Raw genomic sequence first — 18,162 nt, forward strand, 5'->3', positions numbered from 1 at the left:
TGTTGATGCGACTGCAATGAGTACTTTTCGGTGTTGGATGAGCCTTTATAATTTTTGGCCACAAAAAAAGGGCTGAAAATTCAGCCCTTACTATATGTTATGTAAACTTATAGGTTATCTAAGAAACGCTCAGCATCAAGTGCTGCCATACAGCCAGTACCAGCAGAAGTGATTGCTTGACGGTAGATATGATCAGACACATCACCTGCTGCAAAAACACCTGGTACACTTGTTTGTGTTGCATTGCCGTTTAGGCCTGACTCAACCACTAAGTAGCCGTCTTTCATTTCAAGTTGGCCAACAAACATATCAGTATTTGGTTTATGACCAATTGCAATAAATACGCCCGCTAAATCAATTTCTTCAGTGGCTTCTGAGTTTGCATCCTTGATACGAACACCGGTAACACCCATTTGGTCGCCCAGTACTTCATCAAGCGTACGGTTATAATGCATGACTACGTTACCGTTTGCTGCTTTTTCAGCGAGGCGATCGGCTAAGATTTTTTCACTGCGGAAGCTATCACGACGGTGAATTACATGTACTTCATCAGCAATGTTCGATAAATAAAGCGCTTCTTCAACCGCAGTATTACCACCACCAACAACCGCAACTTTTTGACCTTTATAGAAAAAACCATCACAGGTTGCACAGGCAGACACACCACGGCCTTGGAAGTTAGTTTCAGACTCTAGGCCCAAGTACTTAGCAGATGCACCCGTTGCAATGATCAGCGCATCACACGTGTAAGTACCTTGGTCGCCAGTTAGCGTGAAAGGGCGCTTAGTTACATCAACAGTGTGAATGTGATCAAAGACAATTTCAGTTTCAAAACGCTCGGCATGCTCTTTCATACGATCCATTAATGCAGGACCTGTTAAACCGTGAGCATCGCCCGGCCAGTTTTCAACTTCAGTCGTTGTTGTAAGTTGACCGCCTTGTTGCATACCGGTGATCAATACCGGGTTTAAATTTGCGCGTGCTGCGTAAACTGCTGCAGTGTAACCCGCAGGTCCAGATCCTAAAATTAGCAACTTACAATGTTTTACTTCACTCATGTTTTTATATCCTAAACGTTTAATAGCGTATTAATGCGCTCGATTTTAAGAGAAACAAGAGGGAAGTAAATAAAAGCGGCGATTATTTTTTTTTCTAAATCACAAAGCTGTCAAATATTGTGTACTAGAATCATGATAAGTGTACGATTTGTATGATATCTGAGCTATTAATTCAGTATTAACTCAGCATGCGACGTTAATTCATGACCAAGCTGTGTTTTTTTGATATGTTTTAACTAATTTTGATTTGTGACCCTGATTAAGGGTGACCTAAGTGAATAGGCAATTATGTTATTTTGGCAGGAAAAACCCGCGTACGGGTTGACTTCAAAAGACGTTAACGTCTTAACCAATGCACAAGAATATCGCACGCATTTACTAGCACTGATTGCGCAGGCAAAAACACGTATTTATATTACCACACTTTATCTGCAAGATGATGAAGCAGGGCGTGAAGTGTTAGCAGCGTTACATCAGGCTTCATTAGCAAACCCCGCATTAGATGTAAAAGTGTTGGTTGACTTTCATCGTGCCCAACGCGGTTTAATTGGTGCGGCAAAGTCAGATGGTAACGCCAGTTTATATTGTGAATATCAAGAAAAATATCAATCAAATGTACAAATTTTTGGCGTACCAGTAAAAGCAAAAGAACTTTTTGGGGTGCTGCATTTAAAAGGTTTTGTAATTGATGATACGCTGCTTTACAGCGGTGCGAGTTTAAATAATGTGTATTTGCAGTATCAAGAGCGCTACCGGTTAGATCGCTATTTTTTAGTCGAGCAGGCCTCACTATGTGATTCTGTGATTGACTTTATTGAACATGAATTGTTGAGTTCTGAAGCCGTTCCACGTATTGATGTGCGGCCTTTAACAAAGTTTAATGATATTAAAATCGCACAAAAACAATTGATGCGTTCATTAAAGCAAGCTAACTACGCTCACAATGTGGAGCAAAATGAGCAAGCACTTGGCGTGCGACTATTTTTAGGACTGGGACGACGTAATAACGAGCTTAATCGTGTGATCAAATCCTTATTTGATGCCACCGAGCAAGAGTTAGTGCTGTATACCCCATACTTTAATTTTCCTGCACCGTTAATGCGTTCCTTGCGCCGCTTACTAAAACAGGGCAAGCAAGTAACAATCGTAGTAGGCGATAAAACGGCGAATGATTTTTACCTGCCACCAAGTGAACCATTTAGTAAAATAGGTGCTTTGCCATACTTGTATGAAACGATTTTGCATAAATTTTTAAAATCGCAAAAGCGCCATATTATTAACGGTAATTTAAATGTGTATTTGTGGCAGCATGAAAGTAACTCATTTCATTTGAAAGGTATTTGTGCTGATCGTAAATATCATTTATTGAGTGGTCATAATTTAAATCCTCGTGCCTGGGGATTAGATATCGAAAATGGCATTTTATTAGAAGATCCTGAGCAAAGTCTCATGCCAGCAATCGACAATGAAAGAGCCGAGATATTACAACACTGTCGTCGTTTAAACGGTGCCGAAGATTTAGAAACCATGGACGATTACCCGCCAGCGGTTAAAAAACTGCTGGGGCAAGCTAAGCGTGTCAAAGTTGATTTTATTATTAAGCGTTTTATTTAACGCAAAGTTAGAGACTAAAATGTAAGTACTATAAAAGCAGCGGTTACGCTGCTTTTTGTTGATTTAGCCTCGGAGCTGTTGCCCAACTCCGCTACAATATTTTTGCAAAACTGATGATGGTTATTTTAATATTCAAAGGAACTAACAATGCTTATTAAATCCGCCGAGCAAAAAGATTACGCCTCTTTAATTGAGATCTGGGAAGCTTGCGTTTCTCATACCCATGACTTTTTAACCCAACAACACATAGATGAACTGAAACCATTGATTTTGACACATTATTTTGATGCTGTTAGTCTTTTTTGTTGTAAAGACAACAGTGGAAAAATAATTGGGTTTATTGGCGTTGCTGGCGGCAATATTGAAATGCTGTTTGTTGAGCCGACTTTCTTTGCGAAGGGGGTTGGCACGTTCTTAATTAATTACGCGATTGATAATTTAGCGGCAACTCATGTTGATGTTAACGAGCAAAACCCTAAAGCCCATGGTTTTTATTTAAGTAGAGGGTTTGAGCAAATAGGGCGCTCTGAATTAGATGGTCAAGGAAAGCCGTTTCCGCTGCTACATATGCGTTTAGCAAAAGTAGTTGAGGCTGACTAAATGGAACTGGTGATTTCAGATTCAATAACTTTAAAGCCATTAGATATTAGTCACGCAGTTGAACTTTACCAAGTTATCGCCGATAGTCGGGAAAATCTGAGTCAATTTTTACCTTGGGTGGATGACGTAATAGATGTTAATTCAACTAAACGTTATATATATGAACGACTACACAGCGGTAAAGCAGGTTCTCAGTGGTTTGCGGTATATATAGAGGATCGCTTAAGCGGTGTATTTGGTATTAAACACATTGATCCTGACAGTAAGGGTGCTGAATGCGGTTATTGGTTAGCTGATTTTGCACGCGGGCAAAGAGCCATGAATCAAGTGCTTACTAAAATAGTGCCTTATATAAAAAATAATAGTCATGCAAAAGTGATTGAGTTTTGTTGTTTAGAGGAAAACTTAGCGAGTATAAAGGTTGTGCAACGCGCAGGCGCACAATTTAAATATTATCAAAAAGAGACATCAATCTTCCTTGCTAATCAGCAACAGCAGCGTTTAGGTGTTTATGAAATAAAGCTAACGTGATCTGTGTTCATGGTAAGTAAAAAAAGCGCAATACAATTAATATCGCGCTTTATTATTATCGCTAACTCGCTAACTCGCTAAAACGTCCACTCAACATGAAATTGCGGTACCGACTCAGTGGTATCGGTCCCTAGCTTGTTGTGCCAATATTGCCACTCAAGGCCAAGTAGTAAGGTGTTTTCTTTCATGCTGATGGCATTACCCAAGTCCCAAGTAATGATAGGCTGCGCTAAGATCCACGCCTTAACATCTTCACCAAATTCATTTTCGCGCTCAGCAATATATTCAACATGGCCAGTTATATTAAATTTTTGTGAACCAATCGAAAACGGGTAACCCCATGCAACATCTAGCATCCAGCTGTTAGTTTCAATAGGCGCGCCGCCACGCGCAACACCCTCGTTATCATCTATATAGGCCGTAACTAGGGTTGATAAAAAACTAAATCCTGGCGCTTGCCAATTTACTTTAACACCGGGTAAATACTTCAATACCTTAGCATCACCTGCGGCGTTAAAGCCCGCTGTTAATCCAACGTCAGCAATAGCGCCAAACGAAAAGTCATTACCGGTTATTTTAGAAAGGCTAAAAGTTGAATACCATTCGCCATAAAAGTCACGGTCTTGATAGCCATCATCAACATTATCATTAATGTAATCTATGAAGAAAAAGTTATCACCATAGTCATAGCCAGAGGCGTGTTGCAGTGAAGCGATTGATGTACCTGCTTCTTGTTCAGTAAATGGGTTTTTAAAATCGCCGTAGTTTAAATGTAGTTGCGTTGTGCTCCAATTTGCAGCAAAGCTAGATGTACTAACTGCACAAAGGGCGAATAAAGATAATGTTGATTTTATATTCATAACTATATGTTTAATGGGGAGTAAAGTGCAAAGTATAGCAGATACGCCCAAACGTGAGCGCATCTGCTTAAGTATTTATGCCTTATTTCGGCGTAGGCAAATTACAGCTATAGCAGTAAATGCCAATATAAAGCAGTAGTAAGATGAGGTTGATACTTGCCACGGGCTAATTTTAAATGTTGCGCCAAGTAGTAACGCTTGTGCACCATAAGGGAGAGATCCTTGCGTAACACAGGCGAAAATATCCAGTAAGCTTGCTGAACGCTTACCGCTGATCTCACCATCATCGGCAAGTTTTTTGGCGATAGGACCGGCAACAATAATCGACACGGTATTATTCGCTATACATACGTTGCTGGTCATAACTAACGCGGCAATACCAAGTTGATCTGCCACTTTCCGGTGCCATTTTGCAATGACTTTAGTAATGGCTTGAATCTTTTGCGCGATATAATCAAGGCCACCGTTAATACGAATAAACTCTGATAAGCCACCAATAAACATCGACAGCAAGAATATTTCTTGCATATCAGTAAAGCCCTTATAAATGTCTTTTACAAAGCTGGCACCTTCATAACTGCCAGTAAAGCCCATCAGTGCCGCAAATATAATACCGCTGAACAGCACCACAAATACATTAAAGCCCATCACCGCTAGTACTAAAATAAATGCATAAGGTAGTACTAATAGAATATCGTAATCTTTAGTTTCTACTGCTTGAGCCGCAGGAGTTAAAAAGAATAATAAACCAATAGTGAGGATAGCTGCTGGCAATGCGATTTTTAAATTCTCACGGAATTTATCTTTCATCTCACAGCCTTGGGTACGCGTTGCAGCAATGGTGGTATCAGAAATAATTGATAAGTTATCGCCAAACATCGCACCTGACACAATCGTACCGGCCATTAATGCTGGATCAATACCGGTTTTAATAGAGACCGCATACGCAATCGGGCCAATCGCCCCGATAGTACCCATTGAAGTACCCATGGCCGTAGATACTACCGCTGCAATTAAAAATAAGCCCGGTAAAAGTAATGCTGGTGGAATAAGTGATAAACCGGCGTTAACAACCGCATCCACGCCGCCTGTTGCACCTGCGACGGCAGAAAATGCCCCAGCAAGTAAATAAATTAAGCACATAGTAATGATGTTGTTGTGACCGGCACCTTTTATAAAGGTTTCTACACTGTGGTTAATGGTGTTTTTATTTAACATAAACGCCAGCATAATCGCCGGTAAAATAGCAACAGGGGCAGGGAGCTGATAAAAAGCGTAATCGACCCCTTGTGATTGCAGGTATAAACCCGCGCCTAAAAATAAGGCCACAAAGGTTAATAGGGGGAGCAAAGATAGTTTTGCTGTTGTTTTATTAAATGATGGCTGCATCATATTCCTCGTTAGATAACTTCTTGCACAACTAACACAGCCAAAACATCCCTCTTTTAGCTGAATTTAGTTGTCATACCTACCACAATGATAAGTACCTCAACAGCGCCCGCAAGCCAAAGACCAAATCGGCGCAAAGAAAGAAGTTTAAATGTATAGATGGCTAAAGTCTATGGGTATCTGTTATTATTATTTTTTAAAAGGCTTACCTGACTATTACACGAGTTTTAGATAAAATCTAGCCAACTCAAAAAATGCATAGGTTATTAATATGAATCGAATAGGCGTATTTGGCGCAAACGGAAGAATGGGCTTGGCATTAATTGAAGCCGCTCACAAAAATAATCATACCGAGCTTAGTGCAGCCTATGTACGCAGCAGTTCTCCCTTATTAAATATTGCCGTTAATCAATTAAATAGCGCAGCACCTGCGACAATTAATTTTAGTGATGAACGCAACGTTGACAATACCGACGTACTGATTGATTTTACGCTCCCAGCGGGTATGCGTGAGCATTTAAAAACAGCTGTTGCACAAAATATCCCGATGGTGATTGGCACCACCGGTTTAAATGACGACGATATGCTGGCGTTACAAACGGCTGCCAAGCAGATTCCAATTGTGTTTGCGCGAAATTACAGCGTAGGCGTAAATTTACTGTTGAATTTAGTGCAAACCGCCGCCACTAAATTTGGTGATGATTTAGATATCGAAATTTTTGAAGCGCATCATCGCCATAAAATAGATGCGCCATCAGGCACTGCACTTGCCATTGGTGAGGCAATTGCCGATGCAAAAGGGTGGGTGCATGATGAGGTTGCGGTATTTGATCGCAGCCGAGTAGAAACAGAAAAATCGCAAAATGAAATTGGTTATTCGGTGCTCCGAGGCGGAGATATAGTTGGTGAACATACCGCATATTTCGCAACTTCTGGCGAAAGGCTTGAATTAACTCATAAAGCAAGTTCTCGAATGACCTTTGCATTAGGCGCAGTAAGAGCTGCGGGCTGGTTGAAAAATAAGCCTGCAGGACTTTATGACATGCAAGATGTCCTCGACTTGAAGTAGTTTAGTTACTTTTTTGGGTGTTTGGTGGCTTTTTTGGCTTATAGGGCTTATTTTTACTGATTATTGAAATAGGGTTAGACCTAAAAGGCAAATTACTATAAAATAGCGCTAATTTGCCAAAAATTCATAATTGCGTGTTTCCAATCGCTATAAACGGGTAGTAAAGCAAATGACTTTACTCCCGTTTTTTACTGTTAGGAGGTTAACTTGACTAAATCCGCTCTGTTAGTTCTAGAAGACGGCACAGTGTTTCGCGGTACTGCAATCGGCGCTGACGGCATGTCTGTCGGTGAAGTAGTATTCAATACATCAATGACTGGTTATCAGGAAATTCTGACTGACCCTTCATACGCGGAACAAATCGTAACTTTGACGTACCCACACATAGGTAATACGGGTACTAACAGCGAAGACGAAGAAGCGAGTCACATTTGGGCTAAAGGCCTAGTGATCCGTGATTTGCCACTGCTAGCAAGTAATTTCCGTAACGAGCAATCGTTAGATGATTACTTAAAAGAACGTAATATCTTAGGTATTGCAGACATCGACACCCGTAAGCTTACCCGTATTTTGCGCGATAAAGGCGCTCAAAACGGTTGTATTATTGCAGGTGACGAATTAGATGAAAACCAAGCGCTCGCAGCTGCGCAAGCCTTCCCAGGCTTAAAAGGTATGGATTTAGCGAAAGTAGTATCAACCAAGGAAAATTTCGAGTGGCGTGAATCAAGCTGGACATTAGGCGCAGGGTTCAAAACTCTAAACGCAGCCGATGAAAAGTTTCACGTTGTTGCTTATGATTTCGGTGTGAAGCGTAATATTCTACGTATGCTTGTAGACCGTGGTTGTAAATTAACCGTTGTACCTGCACAAACCTCGGCAGCTGACGTGTTAGCACTTAACCCAGATGGTATCTTCTTATCGAATGGCCCGGGCGATCCAGAACCGTGTACTTACGCCATTGAAGCAATTAAAGCCTTTTTAGAAACTGAAATTCCTATTTTTGGTATCTGTTTAGGTCACCAATTGTTAGCCCTTGCCTCGGGTGCAAAAACAGTGAAAATGAAGTTTGGTCATCACGGTGGTAACCACCCAGTGAAAGATTTAGACCGTAACGTAGTAATGATCACTGCGCAAAACCATGGTTTTGCTGCCGATGAAACAACGTTACCAGATAACCTTCGTGCTACGCATAAATCGTTATTTGACGGAACGTTGCAAGGTATTCACCGCACCGACAAACCTGCTTTTAGCTTCCAAGGTCACCCTGAAGCAAGCCCAGGTCCACACGATGCAGCCCCATTATTTGACCACTTCATCGATTTGATGCAAGCGCGTAACAACTAATTAAACCGGAGTAACAATGCCAAAACGTACCGACATAAAAAGCATTCTTATCCTAGGCGCAGGCCCGATTGTAATCGGCCAAGCCTGTGAATTTGACTACTCTGGTGCTCAAGCGTGTAAAGCACTTAGAGAAGAAGGCTATCGAGTTATTTTAGTTAACTCAAACCCTGCAACAATTATGACCGATCCTGATATGGCTGATGCGACCTACATCGAGCCAATTCATTGGGAAGTGGTAGAAAAAATCATTGAAAAAGAAAAGCCAGATGCAGTACTACCTACAATGGGTGGTCAAACCGCATTGAACTGTGCGCTAGAACTAGACAAGCACGGTGTATTGGCAAAGCATGGTGTTGAGCTAATTGGCGCAACAGCTGATGCAATCGATAAAGCAGAAAACCGCGAACGTTTCGATATCGCAATGAGAAATATCGGTTTAGAATGCCCGCGTGCTGAAATTGCCCATTCAATGGATGAAGCAAAAGACATCATCAAACGCATTGGTTTACCGTGTATTATTCGACCTTCTTTCACTATGGGCGGCACCGGCGGCGGTGTGGCGTATAACTTAGAAGAGTTTGAAGAAATTTGTGAACGCGGTTTAGACCTTTCTCCAACCAGCGAGCTATTGATTGATGAATCATTGATCGGTTGGAAAGAGTACGAAATGGAAGTTGTGCGTGACAAAAACGACAACTGCATTATCGTTTGTGCAATTGAAAACTTTGACCCAATGGGTGTTCATACTGGCGATTCAATCACCGTTGCTCCTGCGCAAACATTAACTGACAAAGAATACCAATTAATGCGTAATGCCTCTATGGCAGTACTGCGTGAAATTGGTGTTGAAACAGGTGGCTCAAACGTACAGTTTGGTGTTAATCCTGATGACGGCCGTATGGTTATTATCGAGATGAACCCACGTGTATCACGTTCATCAGCACTTGCTTCAAAAGCAACCGGTTTCCCGATTGCTAAAATCGCGGCTAAGCTAGCGGTAGGCTACACACTTGATGAACTACAAAACGACATCACCGGTGGTAAAACACCTGCGTCGTTCGAGCCATCAATCGACTATGTAGTAACAAAAATTCCTCGCTTTAACTTTGAAAAATTTGCTGGTGCAAACGACCGTTTAACCACGCAAATGAAATCTGTAGGCGAAGTAATGGCGATTGGTCGTAACCAACAAGAGTCGTTACAAAAAGCATTACGTGGTCTGGAAGTTGGCGCAACGGGTTTCAACCCAATCGTGGCACTTGACGACCCGAAAGCGAAAGAAAAAATCATCCGTGAATTACGTGAGCCAGGCGCTGAGCGTATTTGGTACATTGCTGATGCAATGCGTCACGGCATGAGCGTTGAAGAAGTGTTTCAGTTAACGAAAGTTGACCGTTGGTACTTAGTACAGATTGAAGACATCTTAAAAGACGAAGCTAAAATTGCCGAAGTGGGCATGGCTGGCTTAAGCGCTGATTTCCTTCGTAAGTTAAAACGTAAAGGTTTTGCTGACCCTCGTATCGCTGAAATTGCCGGTGTGTCTGAAGCTGAAATTCGTAAAAAGCGTCATTTATTAAACATCGTGCCAGTATACAAGCGCGTTGATACGTGCGCTGCAGAGTTTAGCTCTGATACTGCATACATGTACTCAACGTACGATGAAGAGTGTGAAGCTAATCCATCTGATCGTGATAAAATCATGGTTATTGGTGGCGGTCCTAACCGTATCGGCCAAGGTATTGAATTTGATTACTGTTGTGTTCACGCAGCCCTTGCACTACGTGAAGACGGCTACGAAACTATCATGGTTAACTGTAACCCTGAAACGGTTTCTACCGACTACGATACGTCAGACCGTTTATACTTTGAACCAATTACCCTAGAAGACGTACTTGAAATCGTACGTGTAGAAAAGCCTGTTGGTGTAATCGTGCAATACGGTGGTCAAACACCACTTAAACTTGCCCGTGAACTTGAAGCTAACGGCGTGCCAGTAATTGGTACTTCACCAGATGCGATTGACCGTGCAGAAGACCGTGAGCGTTTCCAACAACTTGTTGAGCGTTTAAACCTGCTTCAGCCTGAAAATGCTACTGTTACTTCAACTGAAGAAGCGATTTTAAAATCAGCTGAAATTGGTTTCCCACTGGTTGTACGTCCTTCGTATGTACTAGGTGGTCGCGCAATGGAAATCGTGTATGACGAGCAAGACTTACGTCGTTACATGACCGAAGCCGTATCTGCATCAAATGAAGCACCAGTACTACTTGACCGTTTCTTAGATAACGCGATTGAAGTTGACGTTGACGCAATTTGCGACGGCGAGCAAGTGATCATCGGCGGCATCATGGAACACATTGAACAAGCGGGTGTTCACTCAGGTGACTCAGCCTGTTCATTACCAGCCCATTCGTTATCACAAGAAGTGCAAGACGTAATGCGCAAGCAAGTAACTGACATGGCACTGGAGCTTGGCGTGGTTGGTTTGATGAATACACAGTTTGCTGTTAAAGATGGCAAAGTGTACTTAATCGAAGTAAACCCACGTGCAGCGCGTACGGTACCGTTCGTATCAAAAGCGACCGGTGTGGCACTTGCAAAAGTAGCGGCACGTTGTATGGCGGGTCAATCTTTAGCAAGCCAAGGCATTACTAAAGAAGTGATACCACCTTACTACAGCGTAAAAGAAGTGGTATTGCCATTTGCTAAGTTCCAAGGTGTGGATCCTATCCGTGGCCCTGAAATGCGCTCTACTGGTGAAGTAATGGGTGTCGGTGATACATTCGCCGAAGCCTTTGCAAAAGCACAATTAGGTGCAAGCAACACTTTACCACGCGGTGGCCGCGCGTTACTATCTGTGCGTAATAGCGATAAGCCACGTATTGTTGAACTAGCTAAAACCATGACAGACCTAGGTTTTGAACTAGATGCAACAGGTGGCACAGCCGCTGCACTTGAAGATGCTGGTATTGCAGTACGTCGTGTAAACAAAGTATTTGAAGGTCGCCCGCACATTCTTGATAGAATCAAAAATGGCGAGTATAGCTATATCGTTAATACTACCGAAGGTCGCCAAGCGATCGAAGATTCGAAGGTGTTACGTCGTGGTGCATTGCAACACAAAACTAACTATACAACGACCTTGAATGCGGCATTTGCTAACTGTACTGCTAACCAAGCAGACGACCGCAGCAAAGTGACGTCAGTTCAAGAACTACACCTGCGATTGAACTAAGGAAATGTGCCAAGGCCGTTTATCGGCCTTGGGATTAAGTGAGAAAAGTATGCAAACAATTCCGATGACAGTTCGTGGCGCAGATTTAATGCGCAAAGAACTTAACGAATTAAAAACAGTTACCCGTCCAAAAATTGTATCTGATATTGCAGTTGCACGTGAACATGGTGACTTAAAAGAAAACGCTGAATATCACGCAGCGCGTGAGCAACAGGGTTTTTGCGAAGGCCGTATTCAAGAAATTGAAGCTAAGCTTTCAAATGTACAAATCATTGATGTGACTAAACTACCAAATACGGGTAAAGTTATTTTTGGTACCACAGTAACAATCGTTAATGTTGAGACTGATGCTGAAGTTAAATACCAAATTGTTGGTGATGATGAAGCAAGTATTAAAGATAACCGTATTTCGGTTAATTCACCGATTGCCCGTGGTTTAATTGGTAAACAAGCAGATGATGCTGTGATCATTAAAACCCCGAAAGGCGACGTGGAATACGAAATCATTGAGGTTGAGTACATTTAATTACTTTACTCATTTTCACGTTTTTAAAAACCGATGCTTGCATCGGTTTTTTTATGCCATAAACAATCTCGACATTTCTTAATAAATTGGGTACGTTAAGCTAACATATTGATAATTTGCAGATGTTGATGACAGCTATTACTTTTCCTGACGCATTAAAAAACGGCGATAAAATTGCCATTTGCGCATTTTCATCCGGTGTTGAGAGCATCTTTCACCCACGTTTGGAACGCGTACTTTCTGGCTTAACACGCCGTGGCTACCAAGTAGTCGAAGGTAAATGCTTAAGACAACAAAGTAGCCCAGCAAAACAACGCGCTGATGAGCTAATGGCGTTCTTACTTGATGACAGCATTGCCGCAATTATGCCGCCGTGGGGTGGTGAGCTTGCCATGGAAGTACTGCCATATCTGGATTTTAATGCAATTAAAAAAGCGCGGCCTAAATGGCTCGTTGGATTTTCTGACATTAGTACACTCGCTTGTACTTTAACGGCCAAATGTGGATGGACCACATTACATTGTACTAACCTAATGCAATTGCACCCAAGCGAGGAAGATACTCATTGCTTACAAGTATTTAAAACGCTTGAATTAGCCGCAGGCGGTGAGTTTACACAAACACCGGCACCATTTTATCAAAGTGATGCGATTAATTATGCCCAGACACCCGACGCACTATTTTCACTCACGCAACCGAGCCAATGGCGCTGCTTAAATGTCAAAGATAATCGCGAAGTGGAACTATCCGGGCGGTTATTTGGCGGGTGTTTAGATACGCTCGGTTTATTACTTGCGTCACCATTTTTAGCCTTGGATGAATTTAAAAAGCAATATGCATCGCATGGACTGGTTTTATATTTAGAAAATGCTGAACTTCACCCCAGTGCATTAGCACGGTTTTTAATAGCACTTAAATTGAATAATGTTTTTAGCGATATTAATGGGTTGATTATCGGAAGAAGTGGGGTGATCAGCGCCCCTGAGCAAACTATAGATTACTACCAAGCACTTACGCTAGCGCTCGGCGAATGTTTATTCCCAGTGATCATCGATGCTGATATCGGACATATCGCACCCAATTTATGTTTAGTGAATGGTGCAAGAGTAAGAATGCTCGCGAAGCTTGAAAATACAGTGGTGTGTAAAGCGCAAATAACAACGTATTTTGGATGATTTATTTAAAACCTGAGCGGAGATTGATTTTTATAGGGTTTGGCAGTTAAATGGTCGGTATGGAGAGATTCGAACTCTCGACCCCTGCCACCTCATAAAAATTAATGTTAGGTTTAAGTAGAAATAAGTAGCTGTAAGTAGAACCGAATGTGTTTTTAACGTTTTGTTATATATATAATAAATTAAAATAATTAGTTGGGATTAGCTATAAGTAGAATTAAGTAGTTGAATACGGGTGATGCTACATATATGCTGCATATAGTTTATTTTTATTCTTTTGGTGCTACATATGTCGATCGTGAAAATGCTATTAACCGATTCCTTACTAAGCTCAGTCCCTGAACCTATTAAACGAATAAATGACACAAAGTTAAGTGGTTTTCATGCCCGTGTAGGTAAAGCGCAAAGTGATAAAAAACGTAAAATTGCACTTTATCTAAATTATCGTTTTGGTGGAGTTAAAGGCAAGCAACGTAATTACCTTCTCGGATACTATGGTGAGTGCGATTTAAAAGAAGTAAGAAAAGAAGTTGAAAGTCTTAAAGGTAGAATTGCTTCAGGTGAAGACGTATACGCAACAAAACAGCATGCATTAAAACAACAGTTCATTGAAGATAACTCACCCACTATAGTTGTGCTAGCAAATGAGTTTATTGAAAGAGACATAAAAGTTAATCGAAAAGGTATAGACCCAGTAATTAGAATGTTTGAAAAAGACATTCTACCCTTTATTAGCAATTACAAACTTAAAGAAATAACCCGCCGTGAAATTTTTGAAAAGGTGCTTGATCCAATAACAGATAGAGGTGCTAAAACGCAGGCGAACAAAACGCTATCTATCCTTAAGCAAATGTTTAATTTTGGTGTAGAGCGAGATTTAATTCAAGGTAACCCAATAAGCACAGTTAAAAAGAAGAGTGTGGGTGGCCTAGAAAAGTCGCGAACCAGAGCGCTTGAGTTTGAAGAGGTTATTCAAGTATTTGAGCGTCTACCAAAACTAGGTATAAGCCAACAAGTTATATACGCATTGAAGTGTATTACTTTAACTGGTTGTAGGCCAATAGAAGTCACAGGCGCACAGTGGCAAGAGTTTGATTTTGATAAGATGATATGGACAATCCCTGCCGAGCGCGTAAAGCAAAATAAAGATGGCGAGAGAACCCATAAAGTACCAATTACCCAAAATATGGTTATTTTGCTTGATGAATTACGTGCAGCATTTGGCTACCTCAATTCTAAATATGTATTTCCGAGTACAACAACTAATAAATCAGGCCCAGGTGAACAACCTATTGATAGGCATTCACTATCACGTTCTATTAGTCGTAAACTAGAGGAACTTGGAGTACCTAAATTTGTGCCTCACGATTTAAGAAGAACAGTCGCTACTCGCTTAGGTGATACTGATATTGGAACAGATCCAATAGTGATTGAAAAAATACTGAATCACCAATTACAAGGAGTGCAGGGCGTATATAATATGCAGGAGTACATGGACGCTAGGAGGAAAGCATTGGAAGAGTGGGGAGAGAAAGTAATTTCGTAAAATAATCCCTTTAAAGCGTAGGCTATTTTTAGCTCTTTGAAATATACTTTTTAAAAGGTTTGATTGAAGAAAGTGACTTGAGTTATTAATGGAGCTTAACTTGATTTTTATAGTTACATGTTATAAATTGTCAACATACCTAGCGACTAGGAGCATCTCCAGTCATTATGCAAGGTCACTACAAGCTATGAATTATGTTACCCTTACACCTTATTCCTCGTCTAAGATAAGATTGAGTATAGGGTGTAAGATTGTAACTTTACTTGTAACTATCTCTAGTTAATCTAGAGCTTATTAAAAGCCTCATTTTAACACCCCTGACTTCTTAGACATAACCACCCAATATTTATATATACATTGACATTTGAGCCGTTATACTTAACGTTTATTTAATATGTTTTGGTACGTAAGCGGAGTAACATTTACTTGTTTGATGAAAACCAAAAGCGGAGTCTGCGGGAAATTTTTATCTCAACATTTCATGAGAAAATGTCCTTTCAAGACTTTATTCAGCTAGATGTAGGCTCAGAGTTTCAGAAGTTTAATCTGAAACGAAGGACACTTTACGCCCCATCATCAAAATTAAAACGAATACATCGATTTTTAAACAATACAATCTTTGAGTTTGCTGATTACAACACTGATGTTGTGTTTTCATATCGGAAAGGCGTGAATATCAGAGACGCAGTTGAAAAACATGCGGGCAACAACTTCTTCTTTCAGACTGATTTGTCAAACTTCTATAGTAATATCCACGAAAGTGATGTAAGAAGAGCTCTATCTAATCAGCTGACAAATACTCCTGTTTTAGATATAGAAAAATACATAGATAAAATTATAGAGCTAGTCGTTTTTGATAACCATATTCCAGCGGGCTTTTCAACTTCGCCGATTCTGAGTAATATTTGTTTATTTGAGTTTGATAATCAACTCAATAAATACTGTAATGAGCACCACCTTACTTATACTAGATATTCTGATGATTTAATTATATCAAGTAAAACAGACCATTTTTCAGAAGATATCGAGTCAGTTGTGAGTAACCTGTTAAGTGAATACATAAACGCAGGAATTACAATCAATAAATTGAAGACTAAGCTACATAAAAAAGGTCATAACTTTAAAATGTTAGGTTTTAACGTTTTACCAAATGGGGTTGTTACAATTCCTAGCGTTGACAAAAAAGAAATTGAAACTCTCTTATATTTTTACTTAACAGACAGTAATAAATTTGAAAATTATTTTCAGAGTACCTTTTGTAATACTGAAGCGGAGTTAGGTGAAAAGTCACTTCGAGAGCTTGCGATAGGAACATTATCTGGGAAGTTGATAGCTTTTAACTCGATGGATAAGCAATACGTATCTAAGTTACGCCGGAAGTATGGTAATACAATGATTGATATGTTCATAAGAAAGTCGGTGAAATAGCTTGAATATAAAAATTTTAGTAAGCAATGTACAACATATAAACAAGCAAGAAATTTCATTCGACTTATCAAAAAACAAGCTTTTGTGTATTGCAGGTAAAAATAGCGTTGGAAAAACTACTTTAATTCGTGCAATACGTAACCTTTCGATTAACAGTACGTTCCAAGATACTGCAGCACCATATATTTTTAATGAAAATAGTAAAATTTCATACTCAGTGGATTGCCTCGCCGAAAATATTGATTTTACTTACAATAAGTTGCTAAAAAGTATAGATAGTAAACAGGAAATTCCTGAAGAGCTTAAGTCACTAATAAGTGTAGAGTTACCAATCCCGCATGGAGAGCGTTTTAATCACTTTAGTCGCTTATCTGATATTGATGAAGCTCTCCGTGCAAAGATAGCAATAGGTGATTACTCAATACCTCTCGATCTAATTTCTTTTCTAGAAAGTGTATATGGTGATAGCAGATTTGAGAATTTAAAGCAGGTAGACATCAAGAGAGTAAGTTACTATTTTATACTGAAAGATGAGATTGAAAGGTACTACATTCGTGAGGACTACTTCAGCTCAGGTGAATATTTTGTTATTAATCTTTTCAAACAAATTCAGCAAGGTAAAAAGCTGATCGTAATAGATGAAATTGATATTTCGCTTGATGCAAGTGCTCAGGTCAACCTTGTAAGAGTCCTTAGAGAATACTGTGACAAATATGAAACTAATATAGTATTTACCACGCACTCTCTTGCATTAATGAAGACGCTTAATGATGAAGAGCTATACTATATGGAGCGAAATCAGGATAGAGATTGCGTGACAGTAACACCACGCTCCTATAATTTTGTTAAAAGTATTATGTATGGCTTTACAGGTTTCGATAAATATATTCTAACAGAAGACAAATGTTTGGAAGAGTATATGGATTATATAATTAGCTCTTCTACAAACGATAATTTTTTCAAGCACTTAATTATATATGTTGCGGGCGGTTCTCAAGTTGTTGATTTGCTGTCTAGAAATATGGATAAAGAGTTTTTATCAGAATCTGAAAATGTTGTAGCTGCACTTGATGGTGATCAGTCAGATGAGCGTTTTGTTCAAGAGAGAAACGATATATTGCTACTACCGTTCTCAAGTATTGAAAAAGCAATTTACGATTGTTATCTAAATGGCGATGATAAAATACCTCGAGTAGATTCAATTGAGGGTGGTAGCGTTAGTAAACAAGCAAAAAATCTATTCTGGAAGTTAACTAAAAAAGTTCATACAGGTGTGCCTCTTATGTCTAAGACAAGTATATACGCCTACTTAGAAGAACTAAATCCTGATGGAGTGAAGGAGTTTAGACACCAATTGATTAGCTTTTTAAACCCTGACTGACAGGTAGCAATAGGATTTAAAGTAGTCGCAGTAACTTTTTAATATAATTTTTAGCTAATTAAACTATGAACTTAGCTTAAACTCACCTTTGTGTTTTCAGGCATAAAATGCCCTACCTTTTGTGAATTCTACCTAGCTTCAGTACGTCAAACTAAGTTTTTTAAAGTTATTATATGAGAGTATCTTTAATAGGTTTTTAGGTTCCATTCAAAGTTGCACTTTCTCGATTAAGTGGAAGTGCAAATATTTATCAATAATGTCTTCCAAAATATTTGTTTAAGCGTAAGCGTCTAGCAAAGTGCACCTGCCAATAACTCGTCAAACCGATTAAGCTATTTCTGAATTTCAATTAGGAGATAGCCATGAGAAAAATGCGTAACCTTGAGCAGTGGCGCAACATTATCGA

Annotated in this window: 14 protein-coding genes; 11 read left to right on the forward strand and 3 right to left on the reverse strand. The window is 39.9% G+C overall.

What is annotated here, in order from left to right; translation table 11 throughout:
• Positions 1–107 precede the first annotated feature (107 nt).
• Positions 108–1,058, reverse strand: a complete 951-nt coding sequence (gene trxB, locus H5183_RS06915; protein ID WP_182717361.1) for a thioredoxin-disulfide reductase — start codon at positions 1,056–1,058, stop codon at positions 108–110.
• A gap of 288 nt (positions 1,059–1,346) precedes the next feature.
• On the opposite strand from trxB, the gene pssA reads away from it, so the two are divergent.
• The 3 genes from pssA (at position 1,347) to H5183_RS06930 (ending at position 3,803) form a co-directional block, all read left to right on the forward strand.
• Positions 1,347–2,672 (forward strand): CDP-diacylglycerol--serine O-phosphatidyltransferase, encoded by a 1,326-nt coding sequence (gene pssA, locus H5183_RS06920; RefSeq protein ID WP_182731286.1) that lies wholly within the window; start codon positions 1,347–1,349, stop codon positions 2,670–2,672.
• A gap of 147 nt (positions 2,673–2,819) precedes the next feature.
• On the forward strand, positions 2,820–3,272 hold the full coding sequence (locus tag H5183_RS06925) for a GNAT family N-acetyltransferase (protein WP_182731287.1): 453 nt from the start codon (positions 2,820–2,822) through the stop codon (positions 3,270–3,272).
• On the forward strand, positions 3,273–3,803 hold the full coding sequence (locus tag H5183_RS06930) for a GNAT family N-acetyltransferase (RefSeq protein ID WP_182731288.1): 531 nt from the start codon (positions 3,273–3,275) through the stop codon (positions 3,801–3,803).
• Between the two features lie 77 nt (positions 3,804–3,880).
• Here the strand turns inward: H5183_RS06930 and H5183_RS06935 are convergent, their stop codons facing one another.
• Together H5183_RS06935 and H5183_RS06940 are read right to left on the reverse strand one after the other, a co-directional pair.
• The gene (locus tag H5183_RS06935; protein WP_182731289.1) at positions 3,881–4,663 is read right to left on the reverse strand and encodes a nucleoside-binding protein; all 783 of its coding nucleotides are present in this window, start codon (positions 4,661–4,663) and stop codon (positions 3,881–3,883) included.
• Positions 4,664–4,738: 75 nt separating this feature from the next.
• Complete coding sequence (locus H5183_RS06940; RefSeq protein ID WP_145233394.1) at positions 4,739–6,052, reverse strand: Na+/H+ antiporter NhaC family protein; 1,314 nt, start codon at positions 6,050–6,052, stop codon at positions 4,739–4,741.
• A gap of 271 nt (positions 6,053–6,323) precedes the next feature.
• Between H5183_RS06940 and dapB the strand changes: the two genes are divergently transcribed.
• The 8 genes from dapB (at position 6,324) to H5183_RS06980 (ending at position 17,756) form a co-directional block, all read left to right on the forward strand.
• Positions 6,324–7,121, forward strand: coding sequence for a 4-hydroxy-tetrahydrodipicolinate reductase (dapB, locus tag H5183_RS06945; protein ID WP_145233082.1), 798 nt, complete (start codon positions 6,324–6,326; stop codon positions 7,119–7,121).
• Between the two features lie 207 nt (positions 7,122–7,328).
• A complete protein-coding gene (carA, locus tag H5183_RS06950; protein WP_145233083.1) occupies positions 7,329–8,465 on the forward strand; it encodes a glutamine-hydrolyzing carbamoyl-phosphate synthase small subunit in 1,137 nt (378 codons plus the stop codon).
• 16 nt (positions 8,466–8,481) lie between these two features.
• Entirely contained in the window at positions 8,482–11,700 is a 3,219-nt protein-coding gene (gene carB / locus H5183_RS06955) for a carbamoyl-phosphate synthase large subunit (protein ID WP_149982336.1), read from the forward strand.
• Between the two features lie 49 nt (positions 11,701–11,749).
• The gene (gene greA / locus H5183_RS06960; RefSeq protein WP_145233085.1) at positions 11,750–12,226 is read left to right on the forward strand and encodes a transcription elongation factor GreA; all 477 of its coding nucleotides are present in this window, start codon (positions 11,750–11,752) and stop codon (positions 12,224–12,226) included.
• Between the two features lie 128 nt (positions 12,227–12,354).
• Entirely contained in the window at positions 12,355–13,401 is a 1,047-nt protein-coding gene (locus H5183_RS06965; RefSeq protein ID WP_182731290.1) for a S66 peptidase family protein, read from the forward strand.
• Between the two features lie 289 nt (positions 13,402–13,690).
• Positions 13,691–14,947, forward strand: coding sequence for a site-specific integrase (locus tag H5183_RS06970; RefSeq protein WP_182731291.1), 1,257 nt, complete (start codon positions 13,691–13,693; stop codon positions 14,945–14,947).
• A 426-nt stretch (positions 14,948–15,373) separates the two neighbouring features.
• Positions 15,374–16,375 (forward strand): reverse transcriptase family protein, encoded by a 1,002-nt coding sequence (locus H5183_RS06975; protein WP_182731292.1) that lies wholly within the window; start codon positions 15,374–15,376, stop codon positions 16,373–16,375.
• A gap of 1 nt (position 16,376) precedes the next feature.
• A complete protein-coding gene (locus H5183_RS06980; RefSeq protein ID WP_182731293.1) occupies positions 16,377–17,756 on the forward strand; it encodes an ATP/GTP-binding protein in 1,380 nt (459 codons plus the stop codon).
• Positions 17,757–18,162 lie beyond the last annotated feature (406 nt).

The sequence above is a fragment of the Pseudoalteromonas sp. SR44-8 genome (assembly GCF_014163635.1).
Taxonomy (GTDB): Bacteria; Pseudomonadota; Gammaproteobacteria; order Enterobacterales; family Alteromonadaceae; genus Pseudoalteromonas; species Pseudoalteromonas rhizosphaerae.

Bases quoted from the DNA above. Each gene is read 5' to 3' on its own strand.
- trxB (WP_182717361.1), bottom strand. From the start codon at position 1,058: ATGAGTGAAGTAAAACATTGTAAGTTGCTAATTTTAGGATCTGGACCT.
- pssA (WP_182731286.1), top strand. From the start codon at position 1,347: ATGTTATTTTGGCAGGAAAAACCCGCGTACGGGTTGACTTCAAAAGAC.
- H5183_RS06925 (WP_182731287.1), top strand. From the start codon at position 2,820: ATGCTTATTAAATCCGCCGAGCAAAAAGATTACGCCTCTTTAATTGAG.
- H5183_RS06930 (WP_182731288.1), top strand. From the start codon at position 3,273: ATGGAACTGGTGATTTCAGATTCAATAACTTTAAAGCCATTAGATATT.
- H5183_RS06935 (WP_182731289.1), bottom strand. From the start codon at position 4,663: ATGAATATAAAATCAACATTATCTTTATTCGCCCTTTGTGCAGTTAGT.
- H5183_RS06940 (WP_145233394.1), bottom strand. From the start codon at position 6,052: ATGCAGCCATCATTTAATAAAACAACAGCAAAACTATCTTTGCTCCCC.
- dapB (WP_145233082.1), top strand. From the start codon at position 6,324: ATGAATCGAATAGGCGTATTTGGCGCAAACGGAAGAATGGGCTTGGCA.
- carB (WP_149982336.1), top strand. From the start codon at position 8,482: ATGCCAAAACGTACCGACATAAAAAGCATTCTTATCCTAGGCGCAGGC.
- greA (WP_145233085.1), top strand. From the start codon at position 11,750: ATGCAAACAATTCCGATGACAGTTCGTGGCGCAGATTTAATGCGCAAA.
- H5183_RS06965 (WP_182731290.1), top strand. From the start codon at position 12,355: ATGACAGCTATTACTTTTCCTGACGCATTAAAAAACGGCGATAAAATT.
- H5183_RS06970 (WP_182731291.1), top strand. From the start codon at position 13,691: ATGTCGATCGTGAAAATGCTATTAACCGATTCCTTACTAAGCTCAGTC.